18 protein-coding genes are annotated in these 17,703 nt (G+C 30.5%); 11 read left to right on the top strand and 7 right to left on the bottom strand.

Features of this window, described 5'->3' with window-relative positions:
• Nucleotides 1–642 (bottom strand): beta-phosphoglucomutase, encoded by a 642-nt coding sequence (locus BK011_09160; GenBank protein AUD65846.1) that lies wholly within the window; start codon nucleotides 640–642, stop codon nucleotides 1–3.
• Nucleotides 643–825: 183 nt separating this feature from the next.
• Here BK011_09160 and BK011_09155 point away from each other — a divergent pair, with 183 nt between their 5' ends.
• Nucleotides 826–1,317, top strand: a complete 492-nt coding sequence (locus tag BK011_09155) for a hypothetical protein (GenBank protein ID AUD65845.1) — start codon at nucleotides 826–828, stop codon at nucleotides 1,315–1,317.
• A 62-nt stretch (nucleotides 1,318–1,379) separates the two neighbouring features.
• Here BK011_09155 and BK011_09150 read toward each other — a convergent pair whose 3' ends face one another.
• The 3 genes from BK011_09150 to BK011_09140 all read right to left on the bottom strand — a co-directional run bounded on the left by BK011_09150 (nucleotide 1,380) and on the right by BK011_09140 (nucleotide 5,349).
• Entirely contained in the window at nucleotides 1,380–1,820 is a 441-nt protein-coding gene (locus tag BK011_09150; GenBank protein ID AUD65844.1) for a hypothetical protein, read from the bottom strand.
• Nucleotides 1,821–1,956: 136 nt separating this feature from the next.
• Nucleotides 1,957–2,829, bottom strand: a complete 873-nt coding sequence (locus tag BK011_09145) for a hypothetical protein (protein ID AUD65843.1) — start codon at nucleotides 2,827–2,829, stop codon at nucleotides 1,957–1,959.
• Between the two features lie 66 nt (nucleotides 2,830–2,895).
• Nucleotides 2,896–5,349 (bottom strand): hypothetical protein, encoded by a 2,454-nt coding sequence (locus tag BK011_09140; protein ID AUD65842.1) that lies wholly within the window; start codon nucleotides 5,347–5,349, stop codon nucleotides 2,896–2,898.
• A 155-nt stretch (nucleotides 5,350–5,504) separates the two neighbouring features.
• On the opposite strand from BK011_09140, the gene BK011_09135 reads away from it, so the two are divergent.
• The 3 genes from BK011_09135 to BK011_09125 are packed head-to-tail and all read left to right on the top strand — an operon-like array spanning nucleotide 5,505 to nucleotide 7,749.
• Nucleotides 5,505–5,849, top strand: a complete 345-nt coding sequence (locus tag BK011_09135; protein ID AUD65841.1) for a hypothetical protein — start codon at nucleotides 5,505–5,507, stop codon at nucleotides 5,847–5,849.
• Nucleotides 5,846–6,718 carry a hypothetical protein gene (locus tag BK011_09130; GenBank protein AUD65840.1) on the top strand — a complete coding sequence of 291 codons (873 nt, stop codon included), beginning with the start codon at nucleotides 5,846–5,848 and terminating at the stop codon, nucleotides 6,716–6,718. Before BK011_09135 ends, BK011_09130 begins: the two co-directional genes overlap by 4 nt.
• On the top strand, nucleotides 6,715–7,749 hold the full coding sequence (locus BK011_09125; protein AUD65839.1) for a hypothetical protein: 1,035 nt from the start codon (nucleotides 6,715–6,717) through the stop codon (nucleotides 7,747–7,749). Before BK011_09130 ends, BK011_09125 begins: the two co-directional genes overlap by 4 nt.
• Before the next feature lie 41 nt (nucleotides 7,750–7,790).
• On the opposite strand, the gene BK011_09120 is transcribed toward BK011_09125, so the two are convergent.
• From BK011_09120 to BK011_09110, 3 genes are all read right to left on the bottom strand, one after another.
• Nucleotides 7,791–9,104, bottom strand: coding sequence for a hypothetical protein (locus BK011_09120; protein AUD65838.1), 1,314 nt, complete (start codon nucleotides 9,102–9,104; stop codon nucleotides 7,791–7,793).
• A 94-nt stretch (nucleotides 9,105–9,198) separates the two neighbouring features.
• Nucleotides 9,199–10,560 carry a hypothetical protein gene (locus BK011_09115; GenBank protein AUD65837.1) on the bottom strand — a complete coding sequence of 454 codons (1,362 nt, stop codon included), beginning with the start codon at nucleotides 10,558–10,560 and terminating at the stop codon, nucleotides 9,199–9,201.
• A complete protein-coding gene (locus tag BK011_09110; protein AUD65836.1) occupies nucleotides 10,550–10,744 on the bottom strand; it encodes a transcriptional regulator in 195 nt (64 codons plus the stop codon). Before BK011_09110 ends, BK011_09115 begins: the two co-directional genes overlap by 11 nt.
• A 277-nt stretch (nucleotides 10,745–11,021) precedes the next feature.
• Between BK011_09110 and BK011_09105 the strand changes: the two genes are divergently transcribed.
• The 7 genes from BK011_09105 (at nucleotide 11,022) to BK011_09075 (ending at nucleotide 17,548) form a co-directional block, all read left to right on the top strand.
• Entirely contained in the window at nucleotides 11,022–12,182 is a 1,161-nt protein-coding gene (locus BK011_09105) for a hypothetical protein (GenBank protein ID AUD65835.1), read from the top strand.
• A gap of 308 nt (nucleotides 12,183–12,490) precedes the next feature.
• Nucleotides 12,491–13,042: a shikimate kinase gene (locus BK011_09100; protein AUD65834.1), complete on the top strand. Its 552-nt coding sequence runs from the start codon at nucleotides 12,491–12,493 to the stop codon at nucleotides 13,040–13,042.
• A 9-nt stretch (nucleotides 13,043–13,051) separates the two neighbouring features.
• A complete protein-coding gene (locus BK011_09095; GenBank protein AUD65833.1) occupies nucleotides 13,052–13,792 on the top strand; it encodes a hypothetical protein in 741 nt (246 codons plus the stop codon).
• A gap of 180 nt (nucleotides 13,793–13,972) precedes the next feature.
• On the top strand, nucleotides 13,973–14,971 hold the full coding sequence (locus BK011_09090) for a sugar ABC transporter ATP-binding protein (GenBank protein ID AUD65832.1): 999 nt from the start codon (nucleotides 13,973–13,975) through the stop codon (nucleotides 14,969–14,971).
• Nucleotides 14,964–15,785, top strand: coding sequence for a hypothetical protein (locus BK011_09085; GenBank protein ID AUD65831.1), 822 nt, complete (start codon nucleotides 14,964–14,966; stop codon nucleotides 15,783–15,785). Before BK011_09090 ends, BK011_09085 begins: the two co-directional genes overlap by 8 nt.
• 2 nt (nucleotides 15,786–15,787) lie before the next feature.
• Nucleotides 15,788–16,576 carry a hypothetical protein gene (locus BK011_09080; GenBank protein ID AUD65830.1) on the top strand — a complete coding sequence of 263 codons (789 nt, stop codon included), beginning with the start codon at nucleotides 15,788–15,790 and terminating at the stop codon, nucleotides 16,574–16,576.
• Nucleotides 16,577–17,548 carry a hypothetical protein gene (locus BK011_09075; GenBank protein ID AUD65829.1) on the top strand — a complete coding sequence of 324 codons (972 nt, stop codon included), beginning with the start codon at nucleotides 16,577–16,579 and terminating at the stop codon, nucleotides 17,546–17,548.
• The last annotated feature ends 155 nt before the right edge of the window (nucleotides 17,549–17,703 follow it).

Below are 17,703 nucleotides of genomic sequence, written 5' to 3'. Positions count from 1 at the left end.
TTAATCCTCTTTTTTTACAATATCTATGAGATCCCTAAATGATTCGAGTTTAATGTCTGTCAAATCACTATCTTTAGCATTTCCATAACCGATAGCAATCATTCCAGCATTCTTAGCAGCCTCTATACCAGCATCTGCATCCTCAATCACATAACAATCTTTTGGACTTAAACCAAGCATATCAGATGCTTTTAAGAACACCTCAGGATCTGGCTTTGATTTCTCAATGTTTGTGCCATCACTAATTGCATCAAAGAAATCCATAAGACCAATATTTTTCAAAATCAGTTTTGCATTCTTACTTGATGATCCGATCGCAAGTTTATAGCCTATTGCTTTAAGTTTATCTAAAGTATCTTTTATTTCTTGATCTAAATCACCCTCGGTCAAATCATCTAAAAACGATTGATAATAAGTATTTTTTATGTCTGCCATCATTTCCTTTTTTTCATAAGGATAAGATGCTTTATTATACTCGAGAATAGTATTTAAACTCTCCATTCTTGAAATTCCTCTTAATTTATCATTTAATATTTCATCAAAAGATAAATGAAATCGACTTGCCATTTTCTCCCATGCAAGATAATGATAGTAATCGGTATGTATGATCACTCCATCTAAATCAAATATAATCCCTTTCATTTAAGAACACCTTCTTACTTCTTTTCTTCAGTATAACATCTATGCTAATAATATAAAAATGATTCGTTTCTTTCAGATTAGTTTCAGATTTTTAACTTATATTGTTTTAAACTAAAATAATCTTGTAAAGCCTTTTTCGATGTGTTACAATCATATCATAGAATAAAAACTTGGGAGAAGAATATGAAAAAAATTACATTTTTACTTTTTGTTTTTTTATTTGCTTTTACGCTGTCAGCATGTAAAGCAGAAGCTAAAGAATTCTCTGGTGCAGGTATAAATGTTACACTTGACGAATCATTTGTTGAAAAACAAGTGATACAAGCGCCTTTGTATTTAGAGTCATTAGACTATATCTTTATGGGACTTAGAGAAAGCTCAACTGAACTTGCTGCATATGGCATTACTACTTTAGATGATTATGTTAATGCAGTTCTAGCAAACAATGGTCATAGTTCATCTACTGTTGAAACAATAACAGATGATGATGATAACGTTTTATATCATTATGCATATTATACTGCAACTGTTGAAGATATGGAATATGGATATATGCTTATAACGATGCAAGGTGAATCTCACTTCTACACAATGAATTTTGGATGTTTAGAATCAAATTTAGATGATAGTAAAGATCAATTCTTTACTTGGGCTGAATCGATTACAGTAGAATAACAAACCTTACAAAAAAGGATATGCTTAGATATGCATATCCTTTTTTTGTCCTTTGTTAGCCTTTATTTAATTTGAATACGTTTCTTGTTTTCAATGATTTCAGCTTTTGGAGCTTTAATGCTTAATATACCATCTTTAAGGGTTGCTTCAATCTTATCAGAATCTAAGTCACCTAAATTAAGTGTACGATGCATTGAACATTGTCTTCTTTCTTTATGAACATAGTTTTTCTTTTCTTCTTCTTTAGATTCTTCATGTTCAATAGAAATATCTAGTAGACCATCGTGATAATCTAAGTGAATATCTTCTTTTTTAACACCTGGCATATCTGCTTCAATCATAAAAGCATTATCTTCTTCTCTGATATCAACCTTAAAGGTGTCATAGCGAAGATTTCTGATTGGGAAGAAGTCATCTCCAAAGAAATCATCAATCATTTCACTAAATGGGTCTTTACCCTTACGGCTAACCACATTACGGTTGAATGGCGTTACTCCAAACATAACTATACCTCCTTTTAATTTGGCACTCTAACGTCTTATGTGCCATTTCAACTATATTATAACTCTGATTTGATATCTTGTCAACTATTTGATATAAAAAAAATAACGCTTATGTCAACCACAAGCGTTACCTGTTTCATTTCTTTTTTCTTTTATATCTAGTTGCTTGATCAAATGGCTGAAACCCCATATTTAAATAAACATCTCGATTTGATCCAACAAAAACTTCTTTAGCTCCATCGCCTCTCACAGCTTCAATCGCTTTATAAATACAAGCCCTAGCTAAATACTTTCTTCTATGCTCAGGAACAGTTGCTACTGGCTCTACTAAAGCACTTTTTGTACCTTTTTTATAAAACAAGTTCACGAAAGAAACAAACCTACCATGATATCTTGCGACATAAGTATAATCTTTGTTATAGTTAGGTGTAGAAGTCATATGTCTTCTTTCTTCTAATGTCTTCTCACTATAATCCACATCATCTCCATGATTAAATCCTCTATGAAGTGCATAATTGACTTGATCCAATCTATAATCTTCTGATAATGGTATAATTTCATATCCATTTGTATTAGGTGTTTCAAAATCAATTCTAGAAAATTTAGTAACAGGATCAATCCAATCGGTTTTTTCAAAACCATGGTTTGCTAATAGATTTTTCATTGTCTCGTCTTCTGGAATGATCATGTCGCTTTCTGGATGATGCTTAACAAAATATTCAACCATCTCTTTTTTTAAGGTATCGTCATCTTCATAAACTGCAAAATATACATCCTTAGGATCATCTTCAAATAGTAGAATTCCTTTGATATCTCCATCTTTTTGGAACATTGTAATATTTTCTAAATCCTCAGCTTTAAAAGAGTCTCTTCCAAACATCCATTCAAATCTTGACCAATGCATAAATATAAACTCATACTTGTCATTGAAATTATTTAAAAAATCAATAACTCTAAAAAAATCATTTTGATATCCTTTTTCTTTAGGATAATGATAAACATCATACATATAGATATACCTCCAAAGCTTTTCGTAATCATTATAACATAGTGCCTAAAACAAAAGGTAGAGCTTTTAAAATATCTCAACCTTTTCTGTTTCTTTTGGTCTTTTCAATACTTCTTTTATGAATAGTTTTGTAAGCTTTGGATCATATTGTTTTCCAGAACCTTTGATAAGTTGTTGGATCGCTTGATCTTTTGTCATTTTCGAGCGATAAACCCGATTCGTTGTCATTGCATCATATGAATCGGCAAGTGATATTATTCTCGCAAATAAAGGGATATCTTCTTTTTCTATACCTCTAGGATAACCTTTTCCATCCCATCTTTCATGATGAGATAAAGCATACTCTGCGAGTCTAGAATAATCATCTGCAGCTCTTAAGATCTGATAACCGATTTCAGTATGTGTTTTCATGAGTTCAAACTCGTCATTAGTTAGCGGTCCTGGCTTATCAAGGATGGCATCAGGTATGGCAATCTTACCAATATCATGATATAAACCAGCCATTTTTAGTTCTTCTAACTGCTCATCTTTTATACCCATTGCTAATCCCATGACATAACAAATCATACTAACCTTTTCTGAATGAATGCGCTCTTCTTTATATTTATCAGTAAGCGTCTTATGAATTGCTCTAATCGCCTGGTTTCTAACACTCATACTTTCAATAACTTTATGTCTATACATATTGTTTTCAGCTTCTTTTAAAACATCATTTATATTGCGACATTCTTCATATACCATGTGGTATCCTACTGAAATTGACAATGAGATATCACTGATTATAATCGCACTAACGACTTTTCTAAAATTGTGCTTTATATATTCTATTTCATGTTTCTCAAGCCCTGTCAAAATTACAGCAAACTCATCTCCACCAATTCTTGCTGAAAAGTGATCTTTAAAAACTTTTCTAAATGCATTTGATACTTCAACAAGTGCCTCATCACCAACTTGATGACCAAATGCATCATTAAGCATCTTCAACCCATTTAAATCCATCATCATTACAGTAATCGGAAATGCTTTTTGTTCGTTTAACTCATTAAATTTTTCAATAAACATTCTTCTATTATAAAGATCCGTCAAAAAGTCATGTTGATTAATGTAATCAATTTCAGCTTGACGTTTCTTATAGTCAGTGATATCTCTTGATATCAACACAGATCCTATGATGTTATGATTTTGATCATAGATTGGTGAAATTGATGTTTCAAAAAAGTATTTCTTATATTTCCAATCAAACATAAAATGATCTTTCGTTTCTTGGTACCTAAACAACTCGTGATTAAATGATTCAACATGTTTATTTATAAGATCTTCTGATTTCACATCAATCTTCTCAAGACCAGACCCTGAAGCGTATACGATAAAACCATTTGTATTTAAATGAATAATAAAGTCCTGTGTCGAATTTATTAGATGTTTAAATCGTTGGTTCTCCAAAAAAAGTTGGTCTGCCTTTAATTTAGCTTCATCAAAATACTCTTCAGAACTCTGAAGTGCCTTATTTACTGTGTCTCTTATCTCATCTAATACATCATTATTATCCATTGCCAATCGATATCCGATGTTATCTTTCACATTAATTTGAGATAGATCATCCACAAGATGATTGATTGGTTTAAAAATCTTATTAAAATTCATCCATAAATATGTTAAAGTCATTAAAACAACCATACTGTAAACAACTATGAAATAATTCATAAATTGGTTAAGGGTGTCATAGTATTCTTTCTCAGGCATGAAAATTAAGAGTTTATAGTCATTTCCTAATACTCGAGACCATAATGCAGAACCAGAAAAACTGCCTAGTTGTATTTTCTCATGTACTGAAAATTCATTTAACCCATCAAATGAAATGCCTAATGTATCTAAATCGATGAGTTCATTTGAAAACATATCAAGTTCTGGGTGGGCAACAACATGATCGTTTCCATCAATAATTAACGCAAATCCTGTGTCTCCAACCGTCTTATTTTCGAAATAAAGCTTTATAGATTCTATATCAATATCAACTGCTAAAACACCAACAAAATTATCTGTTTGATCATAAACAGGAGTTGCAACTGTTGTAATCAACTTATCCTCTGTTGCATTTAAGAACACTGGTGTTACAATAGTTTGGTCTTCACTTAGTACTGATTGATACCATGGTCTAGTTCTCAAATCAAATCCAGGTCCTGGAACAAAGCCACTTGAATTAATCATTTGATTATCTGGATTACCAAAATACATGGATTCTATCCAAGGATTATCTTCATCTATTTCAACCATAAAATGAAGTAATTCATCAGTGCCATAGATTTTAATATAACTAGAAACTCCCTCAAGCGTAATGAAAAAATCATCATAAAAATGATGAACATCCGCAGACACAGCATTCATTTCAAGTGACAATAAAGCTTCTTGTCTATTTCTTATTGTATGAGCTGCAAAAAAGTAGATTGCAAAAAACAATAGCGCTGATAGAACAAGAAACAGCATAGATATATAGAATTGGCGATGCGCAAAAATTTTCATAGGTTCACCTTATCTACATTTTATCACTTCAATAACTTAAATAAAATTCATTTGCAAACAGTTAATAAAAACTTAATATCTATGAAACATTGACAACCCAAATTATAATTGATACAATTTAGATAATACAGATAATACAGATTGGAAGTGAGTTAATGTCAGATTCTAAAATAGATGTTTTCATGAGGATTAAGCATCATTTTAAATCCTTAATCGAAAAGGGGGCTTACCTAGTAGGTGAACCTTTACCAAGCGTAAGAAACGCTGCACTTGATTTAGGCGTTAATCCCAACACTGTTCAAAAAGCATATCAAGCATTAGAGAGTGATGGACTTATTGAAGTATTACCAAAAAAAGGGGCTTATGTAAAACAATATGAGATGAGTGATCAACATTTAATTGATGCTTTAAAACATTTATTAGATGAACTCAAGCAAAAAAGAGATGTTAATGATCTCGTTAAGTTCGTTAAAAATTATCTAGGGGGAGATGCTTTATGATTGAAGTTAAAAATATTTATAAATGGTTTAATGGTCATCTTGTATTAAATAACTTAAATTTAATTCTTGAAAAAGGTACAGTCTTCGGTCTCATTGGTATCAATGGTGCTGGTAAATCAACTTTTTTAAGACTCATCATGGGTATACTAAAGCCCACTAAAGGCGATATATACATCGATGGTAAATCTGTTTTGTATCACGATGACATTAAGAAAAACTTATTCTACCTTTCTGATCAACCCCCTTTTAATCATCAAATGACATTTAAAGATTTAGCTGATTTATACAAAATATTTTATCCTTTTGAAGATGATACATTTATAAGTATATTAGCTATGTTTGGATTAAACCCACATCAAAATTTATCACAAATATCAAAAGGCATGAAAAGACAAGGATATATTGCTTTAGCATTTGCATCAGGAGCTAAATATTTACTCCTTGACGAAGTCTTTGATGGTTTAGATCCTGCTGCAAGACTTAAATTCAAAAAACTCATGATCTCAGATGAACACAAAGATAAAATCATCATGGTTACAAGTCATTCACTTAGAGAACTTGAAGATATTTGTGATTCATTTGGTATGATTGATGAAGGCCATTTTTCAAGATTTGGGGATCTTTCACACGAGTTAAGTAAACTTAAAAAATACCAAATCATATTAAATGATTTGACACCTATCACATCTGATAAACCGCTATCAAAAGCCGTTTATCACCATCAAAATGGCAGAATCCTTACAATAGTCATAGAGTGCAATCACACTTTAGATGAATATATCTCAAATGATTTGTATCATGTTGTTGATGAACTTCCTATTTCTTTTGAAGAATATTTTATGATTACACAAAAAGGAGGCAAATCATGAAAAAATATCTAGACTATCTCATTCATAAGAAATGGCTCCAAACACTTGTTATGACGATTATTCCAACACTTATTATGGTACTTATTATAACCTCTTCAAGGTTCGCTAGATACTCAAGTGGTGGATTTAGAGATCCTAGTGAACTACTGATTTCTATCATATTTATGATGATCGTGATGATTGTAATTGTCATCTTTAGATTCTCATCACTCAGAAGTGCTAAAGAAGTTGATCTATATTATGCACTTCCAATTTCTAGACAAAAATTATTCTTGACCCATTTTATTTATGGATTGTTACAAGTGATATTTGTTTGGACCATTCTCTATTTCTTCTCATTAATCACAGTTATTGCTAAGACTAATGGAGGTTATGCAGAAGGCTGGTTATTCTTAATCTATTTCATTGCTTTATTTTATATCATCATTTTATATAGTATCACTGTGTTTGTATTTTTAAGAGCAAACACCATCTTTGACGGCATTGCATTCATAATTCTTTTTAATGTTTTATTTTTGTTTGTAGCCATCTTTTTTACTGGTAGAGTCTTTTTATTTAATACCAATTTTAGCGAACCCTTCTTTTTAAATCCATATTACTCAGTTGCGGAGCTCACAGCTTTCATGACTAAACTGTCTAATCAAATCAGTTCTAACGATCAAGTAAGATTTGAAAATGCATCCTTATTTATCATTATAAATACGATTTTTTATGCATCTTCAGCTGTATTTGCGTTCCTATATAGTTATCGTCAAATCAATGAAACCAAAACAGAGTCAATCGGTCAGATTAGCAGTAGTAAGCTAGGTTACAAATTTTATATCCCTGCAATATTAATTACAGCTATTCAAAGCATTTTCTTTATCGGAAGTGCCGTTACATTTGTATTGGTGATCATTTTTGTTTCTGCTGGCTTTATTGGATTTTTCATTTATAAAAGAGGCTTAAAAATTACATGGGTCGATACAGCATATGTCCTTATACCGACTTTGATTGGTATGATCATAGGCGTTATGATGAATGGTTTTTAACATCAAAAGAGCTTGAACGTTTTGTTCAAGCTCTACTTTTTTTAGTTTTCATCTTTTTTGATCCATTTTTTGAAAGCTTCTAGTTTATTAGCCTTGTGTGCTAAATCTTTTATTTCAGTAATTAATAATTTTCGATCATATACGTGAAGTTTATCAAAATCAGTATCCTTCATGATATATAAAAAGAAGTTCCATATTGCATCTTTCATCATATAATTACTATCACTTGATATTCTTGTTAATGCTCTAATCATAGATGCTAAAACTTTTAAATCTTTGTATCCATACAAATATATTTGAGAAAAGTGATCATAAAGCAAATCTTCAAAACTAATCGTTCTAAGTTTTAATCTTGGTTCATCTTCATCATCTTTATATACCAAACTATCAAAACCATCCGATAGTTTCATTAAGATAAAACCTAATTGATCAATACAATTCATCGCAGTTACTGGATCATTAACACCAGGTGATAATGCTCTTACTGCGATTTCAATAAGTTTTTGTGTTTTATTTAAATACTCTTCATGATTTTGTGGTTCATTTCCGATCACAAAAAACTCTTTTAATTTTTCAGCATCAAAATTAAAACTCTCTTTCTTTCCTTTATACTCGAATATAATATCATCTTCAAAGATATGTTCATTAAAAGGTATTGAAACCGACATATATGCATTTTCTTCTTTGAGATATGCAAGTAATTTATCATAGTTTAAATCAACGAAATATCCAGATACTGGTGAATGATACTCTTTAGTATCTTTAATTTCAAAATCAATATCTTTGAGCAATGTTATCCTTTCGTTCTCATCGATATTTTTTTTATAGGCCTCGATCCTCTTAACGGAATCTTTTACGAGTTCATCCATATAGACATTCACTCTTACCGCTTTTGATACATACTGAATATAATATGCAAATATAGATAAGCCTAATGCAAAGAAAATCATCATCATAAGTGTCGTTAGTGGATAGATATCAACCACATGCCTATTGATCAACATTAAACTAAGTAATGTATATGCACTCATACCGATAAAGAAAGCTAAAACATTCACTGGTACTTTTCTTTGTAAAAAGTCACTTAACGTTCTAGGTGAAAACTGTCCACTATATAAAGTCATCACAACCAATATTGAAGAAAATGTTATTGTGATGATTGTGATGATTGCGCCAATCACCATGACAGCTAGAGTTTCTGTAAACTCTTTAGAAAAACTGAATGTATTAGAAAAGCTAGAGTTTTGGATATTGATATCTACATAATATCCTGCAAAAGATAATCCAACAAATAGTAAAATGCAAATTATAAACTTTACATACATCTTTTCTAACTGCATTTTAATGTATTTCACGATAAAACACCTCACTTTTTTATATTATACATCTAAAAGGAGCTCAGTGCATTTCATTTAAATGAAAGTTCAAAAGATTATGCTATTCATATACTTATTCAAATTCACCTTCGAACTCAATCTTTTTAGTATAATTACACTTGGGATACTTGTTATAAGCCAAAACACCAATCAAGAGCAAGAGATAAGCGCCTTGCAGTGTGCTAAACAAAAATCTTAATGTATAAAGCGTTTGAAGATCACTCTTAAATAGGATGTCTGAAATAAGTGGATTACTTCCCAATAAAAGGATACTGTAAATCAAAAACATTCGCTTAAATGGGACATTTTTGATATATAAATATATACCAATGGTTATATATATCAGTGTAAAAACAACCATAATTCCCAGATTGATTCGACCATAGGTCATTACCCATTGAATAAATGCTTCATGTGGTTCTATAACATTTTGCAATAACGGTAAAAATAAAGCATGAAAATACTGGAGCACTTGAATAACAAACGAAACAATACTTATACTCAAGAAGAGGGAAAGTATTTTATGCTTACCAATTAGTTTTCTCAAAAAGTAACAAATAATCAAACTTGAGATCAAACTTAAAATCGTAAAATCTAAAGCAACCAACTTCGTAAATGTTTGTATTGTCATCCATGTATTAAATGATTCTCTTTGTTCTAGCAAGCTTCCTGAAGTAATAATCATCAGTCTATAGTTTACATATCCAGAGAAAACCGCAAACACAAACAAGATGAGTTGAAACAAAAAGGCATTTTTAGACATTATGTTTGATCTGTTTTCCTCAAATGCAATCACTTCATCGTAATGATTTTTCTCATAAATGGAAAATAATATATATTCTACAGACACCATGATAAATGATATGATAATGCTCAAAAGAAAATAAATATTACTTGTAAAGTCAATCGCTTTATTTATAGTGAATAAAACAGTCACATAGATCAAACCAAATGTTAATAATATGATCAAAACATTCAAAAATACATGGCTATAATAATTAGATTTAGAAGACTCTATATACTTATAGTTTGCATAAAGTCCTTTTCTTTTCAGAAATATCATTGCAACAATAAACCCTATTAAAATGAGTGTATTCGTCATATTGACTACTGTTGACTGTGCTAGTGTACTTGATAAAACTTGATAAAAATGAACCCACAAACCTCCAATAAAAATAAAGATAAAACCGATATGATATGTTTTACTTATGCTTCTTTCGATTCTTTCATCATAATCCCCAACTTGTTTCAATGAAACTATCGAAAATAGAATCATAGATGATAAAATGATAAATCCTTCTACATAAAACATACGCATGTTAAATCCAAACACTAATAGTTTTAAAACTGCTAAAACAATTGAGGCTATAAAAACATATAATAAAACATATTTTTTAACCTGATTCATTTCTTTTGCAATACGTTCATCTTTCACTTTCTTCTTCCTCCCAAAATAATTCATCTAATGTTGTGTTTAGTGCTTTACAAATGGCAATGCAAAGTTTTAATGAAGGATTATATTTTTCCTTTTCAATAAGTATAATCGTCTGTCTTGAAACACCAATTTGTTTGGCAAGGTCTTCTTGAGATAATCCTAGAAGCACTCTTTTTGATTTCATTTTATAATTCACTTATAACATGTAAGATTTAAACTGTATTAAGTTAGTACTTAAGACGGATTTAAATCTTTCCCCTTTCTTTCTAATTTAATATAATAATAATGTACTGTGGATTTGTTTCATTTTTATATAGCTTAGACTATTTCGAGGTGACGCTTACCACGGTCTTTATTTTAATCAGCAATAGTTAGTTAGCGCAAGACGCTTATTACATGATTATGAGATAAAGATTAGCTGGACTTACCACATGTACACATAATTTTAAGGAGGTGTACTTATGATCTATATCGGTATCGATATTTCAAAGTACAAGCACGACTGTTTCATCGCCACCGAAACAGTTGATTATCAGTTCTCATTTGAGAACAGTCAGTCCGGGTTTAAAGAACTTTTAGAGCATTTTAAACCCTATGTGAAGCAAGAAATGATAATAGGCTTAGAGGCTACAGGTCATTATGGTGAAAATCTTAAGTCATTTCTTACCCTCCATGGCTATTCGTTCATGGAGATTAATCCTTTTCTAGTGAAGAAGTTTGGAGAAGCCCATTCACTAAGAAAAACAAAGACGGATAAGAAAGATGCTCAATTGATTTCAACTTATATGAGATCTGTAGACTACAAAGCCTATCATCATCAATCTTATCATATAAGTGCTTTAAAATCACTGACTAGGTTACGATTTAAACTCATTTCTATACGGACAAAGCACTACAATATGATGACTAAGGTCTTAGATGTCATCTTTCCTGAATATAAGCCTTTTATGCGAGAACAAGGCTATAGTGGTACATCTTTGCACATTTTAAAACGTTTTTCTTCTCCAGATAAAATCGCTAAGATGACCGATAGTCATTTCGATAAACTTCGAAGACTATCAAAGGGTAAGTTCAATTATCCTAAGTTTGTGAAGCTGAAAGACCTCGCGAAATCAACCATTGGTGTCACTCAAGATCATCAACTCTTTAAATTAAAGACCTCAATCTCATATGTTGAGAAACTTAACACTGATATCGAAGAAACTGAGAAACAAATCACTTCTTTAATGGAACGGTATCCAACAAAGATTCAAACAATTATGGGTATTGGCATCATTTCAGCAGCTATTATTATATGTGAATACGGAGACATTCGGCTTTTCTCAAATCCCTCTGAAATGTTATCCTATGCAGGTCTAGATTCAACCATCAAACAATCTGGCACCATGTCTTCTACAGGTAAACTTGTCAAACGCGGTAGTAAATATCTACGTTCTACGCTCGTTAATATTTGCCTGATGGTTATGACTCACAACCCTGTGTTCTATGATTATTACACCAAGAAGAAACAAGAGGGGAAACATCACCGTGTCGCACTTATTCATCTCGCCAAAAAACTGATTAGAGTGATTCATCATTTGGAAACTCATCATGAAGATTTTGATTCTTCTAAACTCAAATAACTGATTACTTAAACTGTGGCGGTTAAGTAAAAAGTCATCTGTAATATAAGCTAACCTCCATATTTTATCTGCTATAGGAGGTTTTTACAGTATGTCTAATAAAAGTACTTGACTTTTAATAGTTAGTCACCTCATCTATTTTCAATTTAAATATAACAAAAAAAATGCTGAAAAGATATGAAAAAGTTAGACAAAATGTTTATATACTTAAGTATATATTTTTTAGTTTTTCTTTCATAATTTTTGCTGAGAGTTTATAATAAGTTCCATTAATGATATAATCGAAATATCATTTTGCGGAGGTTTTCATGAAACTAATTATTATTTTTGGACCAGGATCAGTCGGTAAAATGACGGTTGGTCAAGAACTTACAAAAATTACAGAACTAAGACTTTTCCATAACCATATGACAATTGAACTTGTATTAGATCTTTTTGGATCGTTTAGAGGCGAAGCCATTACAAGACTAAGAGATGTTATTTTCGAGGAGTTTTTAAAGACAGATCAAGAAGGACTTATTTTTACTTTTATGTGGGCATTAGACCACCAAGAAGACTGGAATTTAGTTGAGAAATATAAAAATATGTTTGAGAAACAAGGAGCTGAAGTATTTTTTGTAGAACTAGAGGCTTCACAAGATGAAAGATTAAAAAGAAATGTCACTCCCAATAGATTATCCCAAAAAAAATCTAAGCAAAATACAGAATTGTCAAAACAAAGAATTTTGCTTGAAGATGCCAAATACCGGTTAAATTCATATGAGGGAGAAATAGATTTTAAAAACTATGTAAAGATTGATAATGAACACTTATCACCAGAAGAAGTTGCAATAAAAATCAAAGAATATTTTAAATTATAGAGGGAATTTATGAAACAAAAAACATTAAATCACGAGAAAATTTACGTAAGCATGTTTTCAAAAATCACAGAACATGCATTTGGTTATGAAACAGAAGATATGAGTCAAAGAGATAAGTACTATCATAATTACTTAAATATCACGAACGAGACGTTTACAAATGAAGATATTCTTGCGTATATCAATAAAACAAAAGTTCATGGCTTTTCTGTTATAAGAACTGAAGAAGATATAGAAATTGATCAAGCTATGATTAAAGACGCAACCATAGATACTAATGGTATTTATGGTGCACCTGTAGAAGACTTAAAATTTAAAGTTAAAGTTGATGCTACAGTAAGTAGAGTTGATCCGGACAAAGATGAAGATTTTTTTGATTTCTTATATCAAGACAGTAAAAATTATGGCGAATCATATGCTATAGGTAATACCATAAGACAAAAACAAGTACTTGAAGAAGCTAAAAACATTTATGGCTATTTCATGATTAAAGTTGATGAAAAAGTCATAGGTACACTTAATTATTGTATCAATGGTCATATGGCCAAACTTGATGATTTTACGATTGCTGATGATTATCAAAAAAAGGGTTATGGATCTAAGCTAATGCATGATGTGATTGAGTATCTTAAAAAAACAGGAATTAATTATGTTTATTTAGTTACTGATTTGGATGACACAGCTAAAGAACTCTATCAAAAAATAGGATTTAAGTATATAACTAAGTATCAAATTATTACGATAAAATAAAGATGTAAATATTTAATAAACATGACAAATCTCCTGAATTTGTCATGTTTTTTTATAGTTTTATTTATTTTTTTGCATTTTTAAATCATTTTTATAAAAAAAATAAACAAAATGCAAAAATGAATATATGGATTAAAAATGCTATGATATAATATTTTTGGAAAAAAGTAGGTGAAACATATGATTGAAGCAAAAAACTTAAGTAAAACATTTATAAAGTATGAAAAAGGAACTGGTCTTAAAGGAATGCTAAAGACTTTTTTTAAGGCTAAAAAAGTTGAGAAGAAAGCTGTTGATAACATTTCTTTTAGAATTGAAAAGGGTGAAATTGTTGGATATATTGGTGCAAACGGTGCTGGAAAATCTACAACCATCAAAATGCTTGCGGGTATTTTAACACCATCAAGTGGTGAAGTGATTGTTGATGGAAACAATCCAAAAAAAGATCGCATCAAAAATGCATATAATATCGGTGTTGTTTTTGGACAAAGAACACAATTATGGTGGGATCTACCATTAATCGAAACTTATGGGATATTAAAAGAAATTTATAATGTAAGTGATGAAGATTATAAAGAACGTATGGCGTTTTTTAATGAAGTCTTAGATTTAGATAGTTTCATTAAAAGTCCTGTTAGAACTTTATCTTTAGGTCAACGCATGAGAGCAGATATTGCAGCAAGCCTGCTACATAACCCTAAAGTATTGTTTCTAGATGAGCCAACTGTTGGTTTAGATGTTGTAGCTAAACAAAAAATGAGAGAAGCTATTAAACTGATGAATCATAAATTTCAGACAACCGTTATTTTGACAACACATGACCTTGATGATATTGAAGAGTTATGCGAAAGAATTATGATTATCGATGAAGGTACAATCATTTACGATGGTTCTATTGATAAGATCAAAAAAGATTTTGGATTTATGAGGCAAGTAGAATTTGAGATTAAAGAAGAAGTAGAGTTAGATTTCAAAAACAAGTACAACTTAAGTGAAGAAGATTTGAAAGTTAATAGAGAATTAAATAAAATAAGTGTTCAATTTAATAAAAATAAAATATCTGTATCTGAGATTACTCATTTTGTGATGAAACACGCATTTGTCACAGATATCAATATTTCTGAAACTTCCATTGAAGATATTGTAAGAAATATTTATGAAAAGGGTCAATATGCATAGTTTTTTTAAGAAATATTTGCCGTTTTCAAAGGCTCAGATGCAAGAATTTGTGAACTATCGTGCGCACGCAGTTGTTTGGGTGCTCATGGAGTTCATGTTTTTAGTGTTACAATATTTTATTTGGAAAGCTATTTATGATAATTCACCAAATGATGTCATTAATGGATATTCATTTATTGGGATGATTACTTATGTGTTACTTGTTAGAGTGGTATCAAGTTTGACATTTGTGATGCCAAGCGGTTATATCAGTGATGATATTCGAAGTGGTGCGATCGCAATGAATTTGATCAAACCGATTAATTATCGAACACAACTATTTTTTAAATCGTTAGGTGATATTGTAAACAGTATCGTGTTCTTTGTTATACCAATTACCATTACACTTGTCATAGTCGCTTTATTTGTTGATTTAGAAATGACGTTTACTTTACCTGTCATTTTAGCTTTTATTTTGTCCATTCTTTTTGCCTTTACCATTAGATTCTTTATTGGTTATATTTTTGGATTGATCATCTTTTTGACGATTAATAGTTTTGGTATTTTCCAGCTTAGAAGAGCGATAGAAGGGATATTTAGTGGTGTGATTATCCCACTACATTTCTTTCCGGAATGGCTTTATCAAATTGCACTATTCTTACCTTTTATGCAAGGTTTATATGTACCAATTAGAATTATTATGGGCAACTATGAAACTAATTTAGACATACTTTATGCGCTTTTATTCCAAGCAATGTGGATTGTTATTCTTTATGTGCTTGCAGTATTTTTCTGGAAAAAAGTTGTTCATAGACTTGTCGTTTTGGGAGGTTAAGTATGAAGAGACATTTAACCATATATAAGTATTTTGTATCACAGCACTTAAAACGATTGATTGAATACCGTGTTGATTTTTTAATTGGTATCTTATCGTTTGTATTTATTCAAATTAGTGGATTACTGTTTTTATATTTAATTTTCCAACATATTACTGCGATTAATGGATGGACATTTGAAGAGTTAATCTTAATTTATGCAATGTTTCAAATACCAAGAGGTATCGATCATTTACTTACTGATAATATTTGGTTGATTCCTAGATATATTATTATCGGAGAGTTTGACAAGTACTTATTAAAACCTTTAAATGTACTTTATTCCATCATCTCAGAACGATTTCAGATTGAAGCGTTTGGTGAACTGATTGTAGGGATTGGACTTTTGATTTATATTATTCCGCAATTGTCTATTGATTTTGCCTTATACGATTTAATCGTTATTCCACTATTATTAATATCTGGGGCTGTTATTTACACATCAATAAAATTATTAACTGCAACTCTAGCTTTCTGGATTAAAAACTCTAATAGTATCATGGTTATTTTTTATGACATCGCAGATTTCACGAAACAACCATTAAGTATTTACCCTAAGGCATTCCAATTCGTATTAAGAAATGTCATTCCATTTGCGTTTACTTCATATTTTCCTAGTGCATATTTACTTGGATTATATGATCCACTAACGATTACGATTCAAGCTGTAGTTGTTGCAAGTATTAGTATGTTTATTGCTTATCGTTTTTGGAAGTATGGACTTAAAACTTATGAGAGTGCAGGCAACTAAATGCAATTAGATCAATATAAAATAAAAAAACTAGATATTCGTGACTTATCCTCTATAATGACAATTTTTAAGTTTAACTATATGATGGAGCAAGCTACATTCAAAACATTTGTTTCATATGATGACATCGAGAATGAGATTTCTCAAAAGTTAACTTATATGCTTGAAAATCTTAATGGATGGTCTGTCACACTTAATGATCAAATTGTAGGTTATATGATTGGATATGAAACAGGACCTCTTTTTGGAAAAGACTTGGGTACTTTTGTGCCATTGCATGGACATGGATCAATCCTTGAACATAAAGATGTTATTTATCAGATGCTTTTTAATCATGCGGCAAGCCATTGGACCAAAAATGATATCTACTCAATAGCAATCTCAATATTTGCACATGATGAAAAATTGAAATCTTTTTGGTTCCAAAATGGATTTGGTATGCGCTGTGTAGATGCGATAAGAGATTTAGAAGATATTGTTTTTGACAATAATAAAATAAAAATAAAACAAATATCTAAAGAAGACATAGATGATATATTAACTTTACATCAAGCGCATAATCTATATTATAGAACATCACCGATTTTTATGCCTAATGAAGATGAGGATCCAAAGACAGACTTACTTGAATGGTTGAGTGTTGATCACAGAAAACTCTTTGGAGCCTATATTGATGACAAAGTTGTTGGTTATATGCGTATACAAGAAGTAGGAGAATCAGTGATCACAACCTCAAAAAAAATGATGAGTATCACAGGAGCTTTCGTTGATCCAGCATATAGAGGTCAAAAGATTGCTAGCCAAATGCTACATAGCATCATCGAAGATTTAAATCAACATGGATATCAGTTTATAGGTGTTGATTATGAGTCCATAAATCCAAACGCTAATCAATTTTGGAGCAAACACTTTAGACCTTATTCAATATCCCTTACAAGACGTATAGATGAAAATATCAAGACATTTAAATAATCCATCTTGTTAATAACTTATAAAACTTATAAATAATGTGATTTTTATAAGTTTTTTTATTAAGATTTTATTAAGTTCAGTAAGAATGTTTTTCAAAAATGAAAGATTTAAGTATAATAGAAATACCCATAAAAGTATTTAAACTCTTTAACTTA

It is taken from the genome of Tenericutes bacterium MZ-XQ, from assembly GCA_002838205.1.
GTDB lineage: Bacteria > Bacillota_I > Bacilli_A > Acholeplasmatales > Acholeplasmataceae > Mariniplasma.
The sequence above is the reverse complement of the archived record's forward strand: the minus strand, read 5'-3'. Positions and strand labels throughout refer to the sequence as shown.

What these genes read in the sequence shown, in the direction of transcription:
- BK011_09160 (AUD65846.1), bottom strand. Translation starts at nt 642, where the DNA reads ATGAAAGGGATTATATTTGATTTAGATGGAGTGATCATACATACCGAT.
- BK011_09155 (AUD65845.1), top strand. Translation starts at nt 826, where the DNA reads ATGAAAAAAATTACATTTTTACTTTTTGTTTTTTTATTTGCTTTTACG.
- BK011_09150 (AUD65844.1), bottom strand. Translation starts at nt 1,820, where the DNA reads ATGTTTGGAGTAACGCCATTCAACCGTAATGTGGTTAGCCGTAAGGGT.
- BK011_09145 (AUD65843.1), bottom strand. Translation starts at nt 2,829, where the DNA reads ATGTATGATGTTTATCATTATCCTAAAGAAAAAGGATATCAAAATGAT.
- BK011_09140 (AUD65842.1), bottom strand. Translation starts at nt 5,349, where the DNA reads ATGAAAATTTTTGCGCATCGCCAATTCTATATATCTATGCTGTTTCTT.
- BK011_09135 (AUD65841.1), top strand. Translation starts at nt 5,505, where the DNA reads ATGTCAGATTCTAAAATAGATGTTTTCATGAGGATTAAGCATCATTTT.
- BK011_09130 (AUD65840.1), top strand. Translation starts at nt 5,846, where the DNA reads ATGATTGAAGTTAAAAATATTTATAAATGGTTTAATGGTCATCTTGTA.
- BK011_09125 (AUD65839.1), top strand. Translation starts at nt 6,715, where the DNA reads ATGAAAAAATATCTAGACTATCTCATTCATAAGAAATGGCTCCAAACA.
- BK011_09110 (AUD65836.1), bottom strand. Translation starts at nt 10,744, where the DNA reads ATGAAATCAAAAAGAGTGCTTCTAGGATTATCTCAAGAAGACCTTGCC.
- BK011_09105 (AUD65835.1), top strand. Translation starts at nt 11,022, where the DNA reads ATGATCTATATCGGTATCGATATTTCAAAGTACAAGCACGACTGTTTC.
- BK011_09100 (AUD65834.1), top strand. Translation starts at nt 12,491, where the DNA reads ATGAAACTAATTATTATTTTTGGACCAGGATCAGTCGGTAAAATGACG.
- BK011_09095 (AUD65833.1), top strand. Translation starts at nt 13,052, where the DNA reads ATGAAACAAAAAACATTAAATCACGAGAAAATTTACGTAAGCATGTTT.
- BK011_09090 (AUD65832.1), top strand. Translation starts at nt 13,973, where the DNA reads ATGATTGAAGCAAAAAACTTAAGTAAAACATTTATAAAGTATGAAAAA.
- BK011_09085 (AUD65831.1), top strand. Translation starts at nt 14,964, where the DNA reads ATGCATAGTTTTTTTAAGAAATATTTGCCGTTTTCAAAGGCTCAGATG.
- BK011_09080 (AUD65830.1), top strand. Translation starts at nt 15,788, where the DNA reads ATGAAGAGACATTTAACCATATATAAGTATTTTGTATCACAGCACTTA.
- BK011_09075 (AUD65829.1), top strand. Translation starts at nt 16,577, where the DNA reads ATGCAATTAGATCAATATAAAATAAAAAAACTAGATATTCGTGACTTA.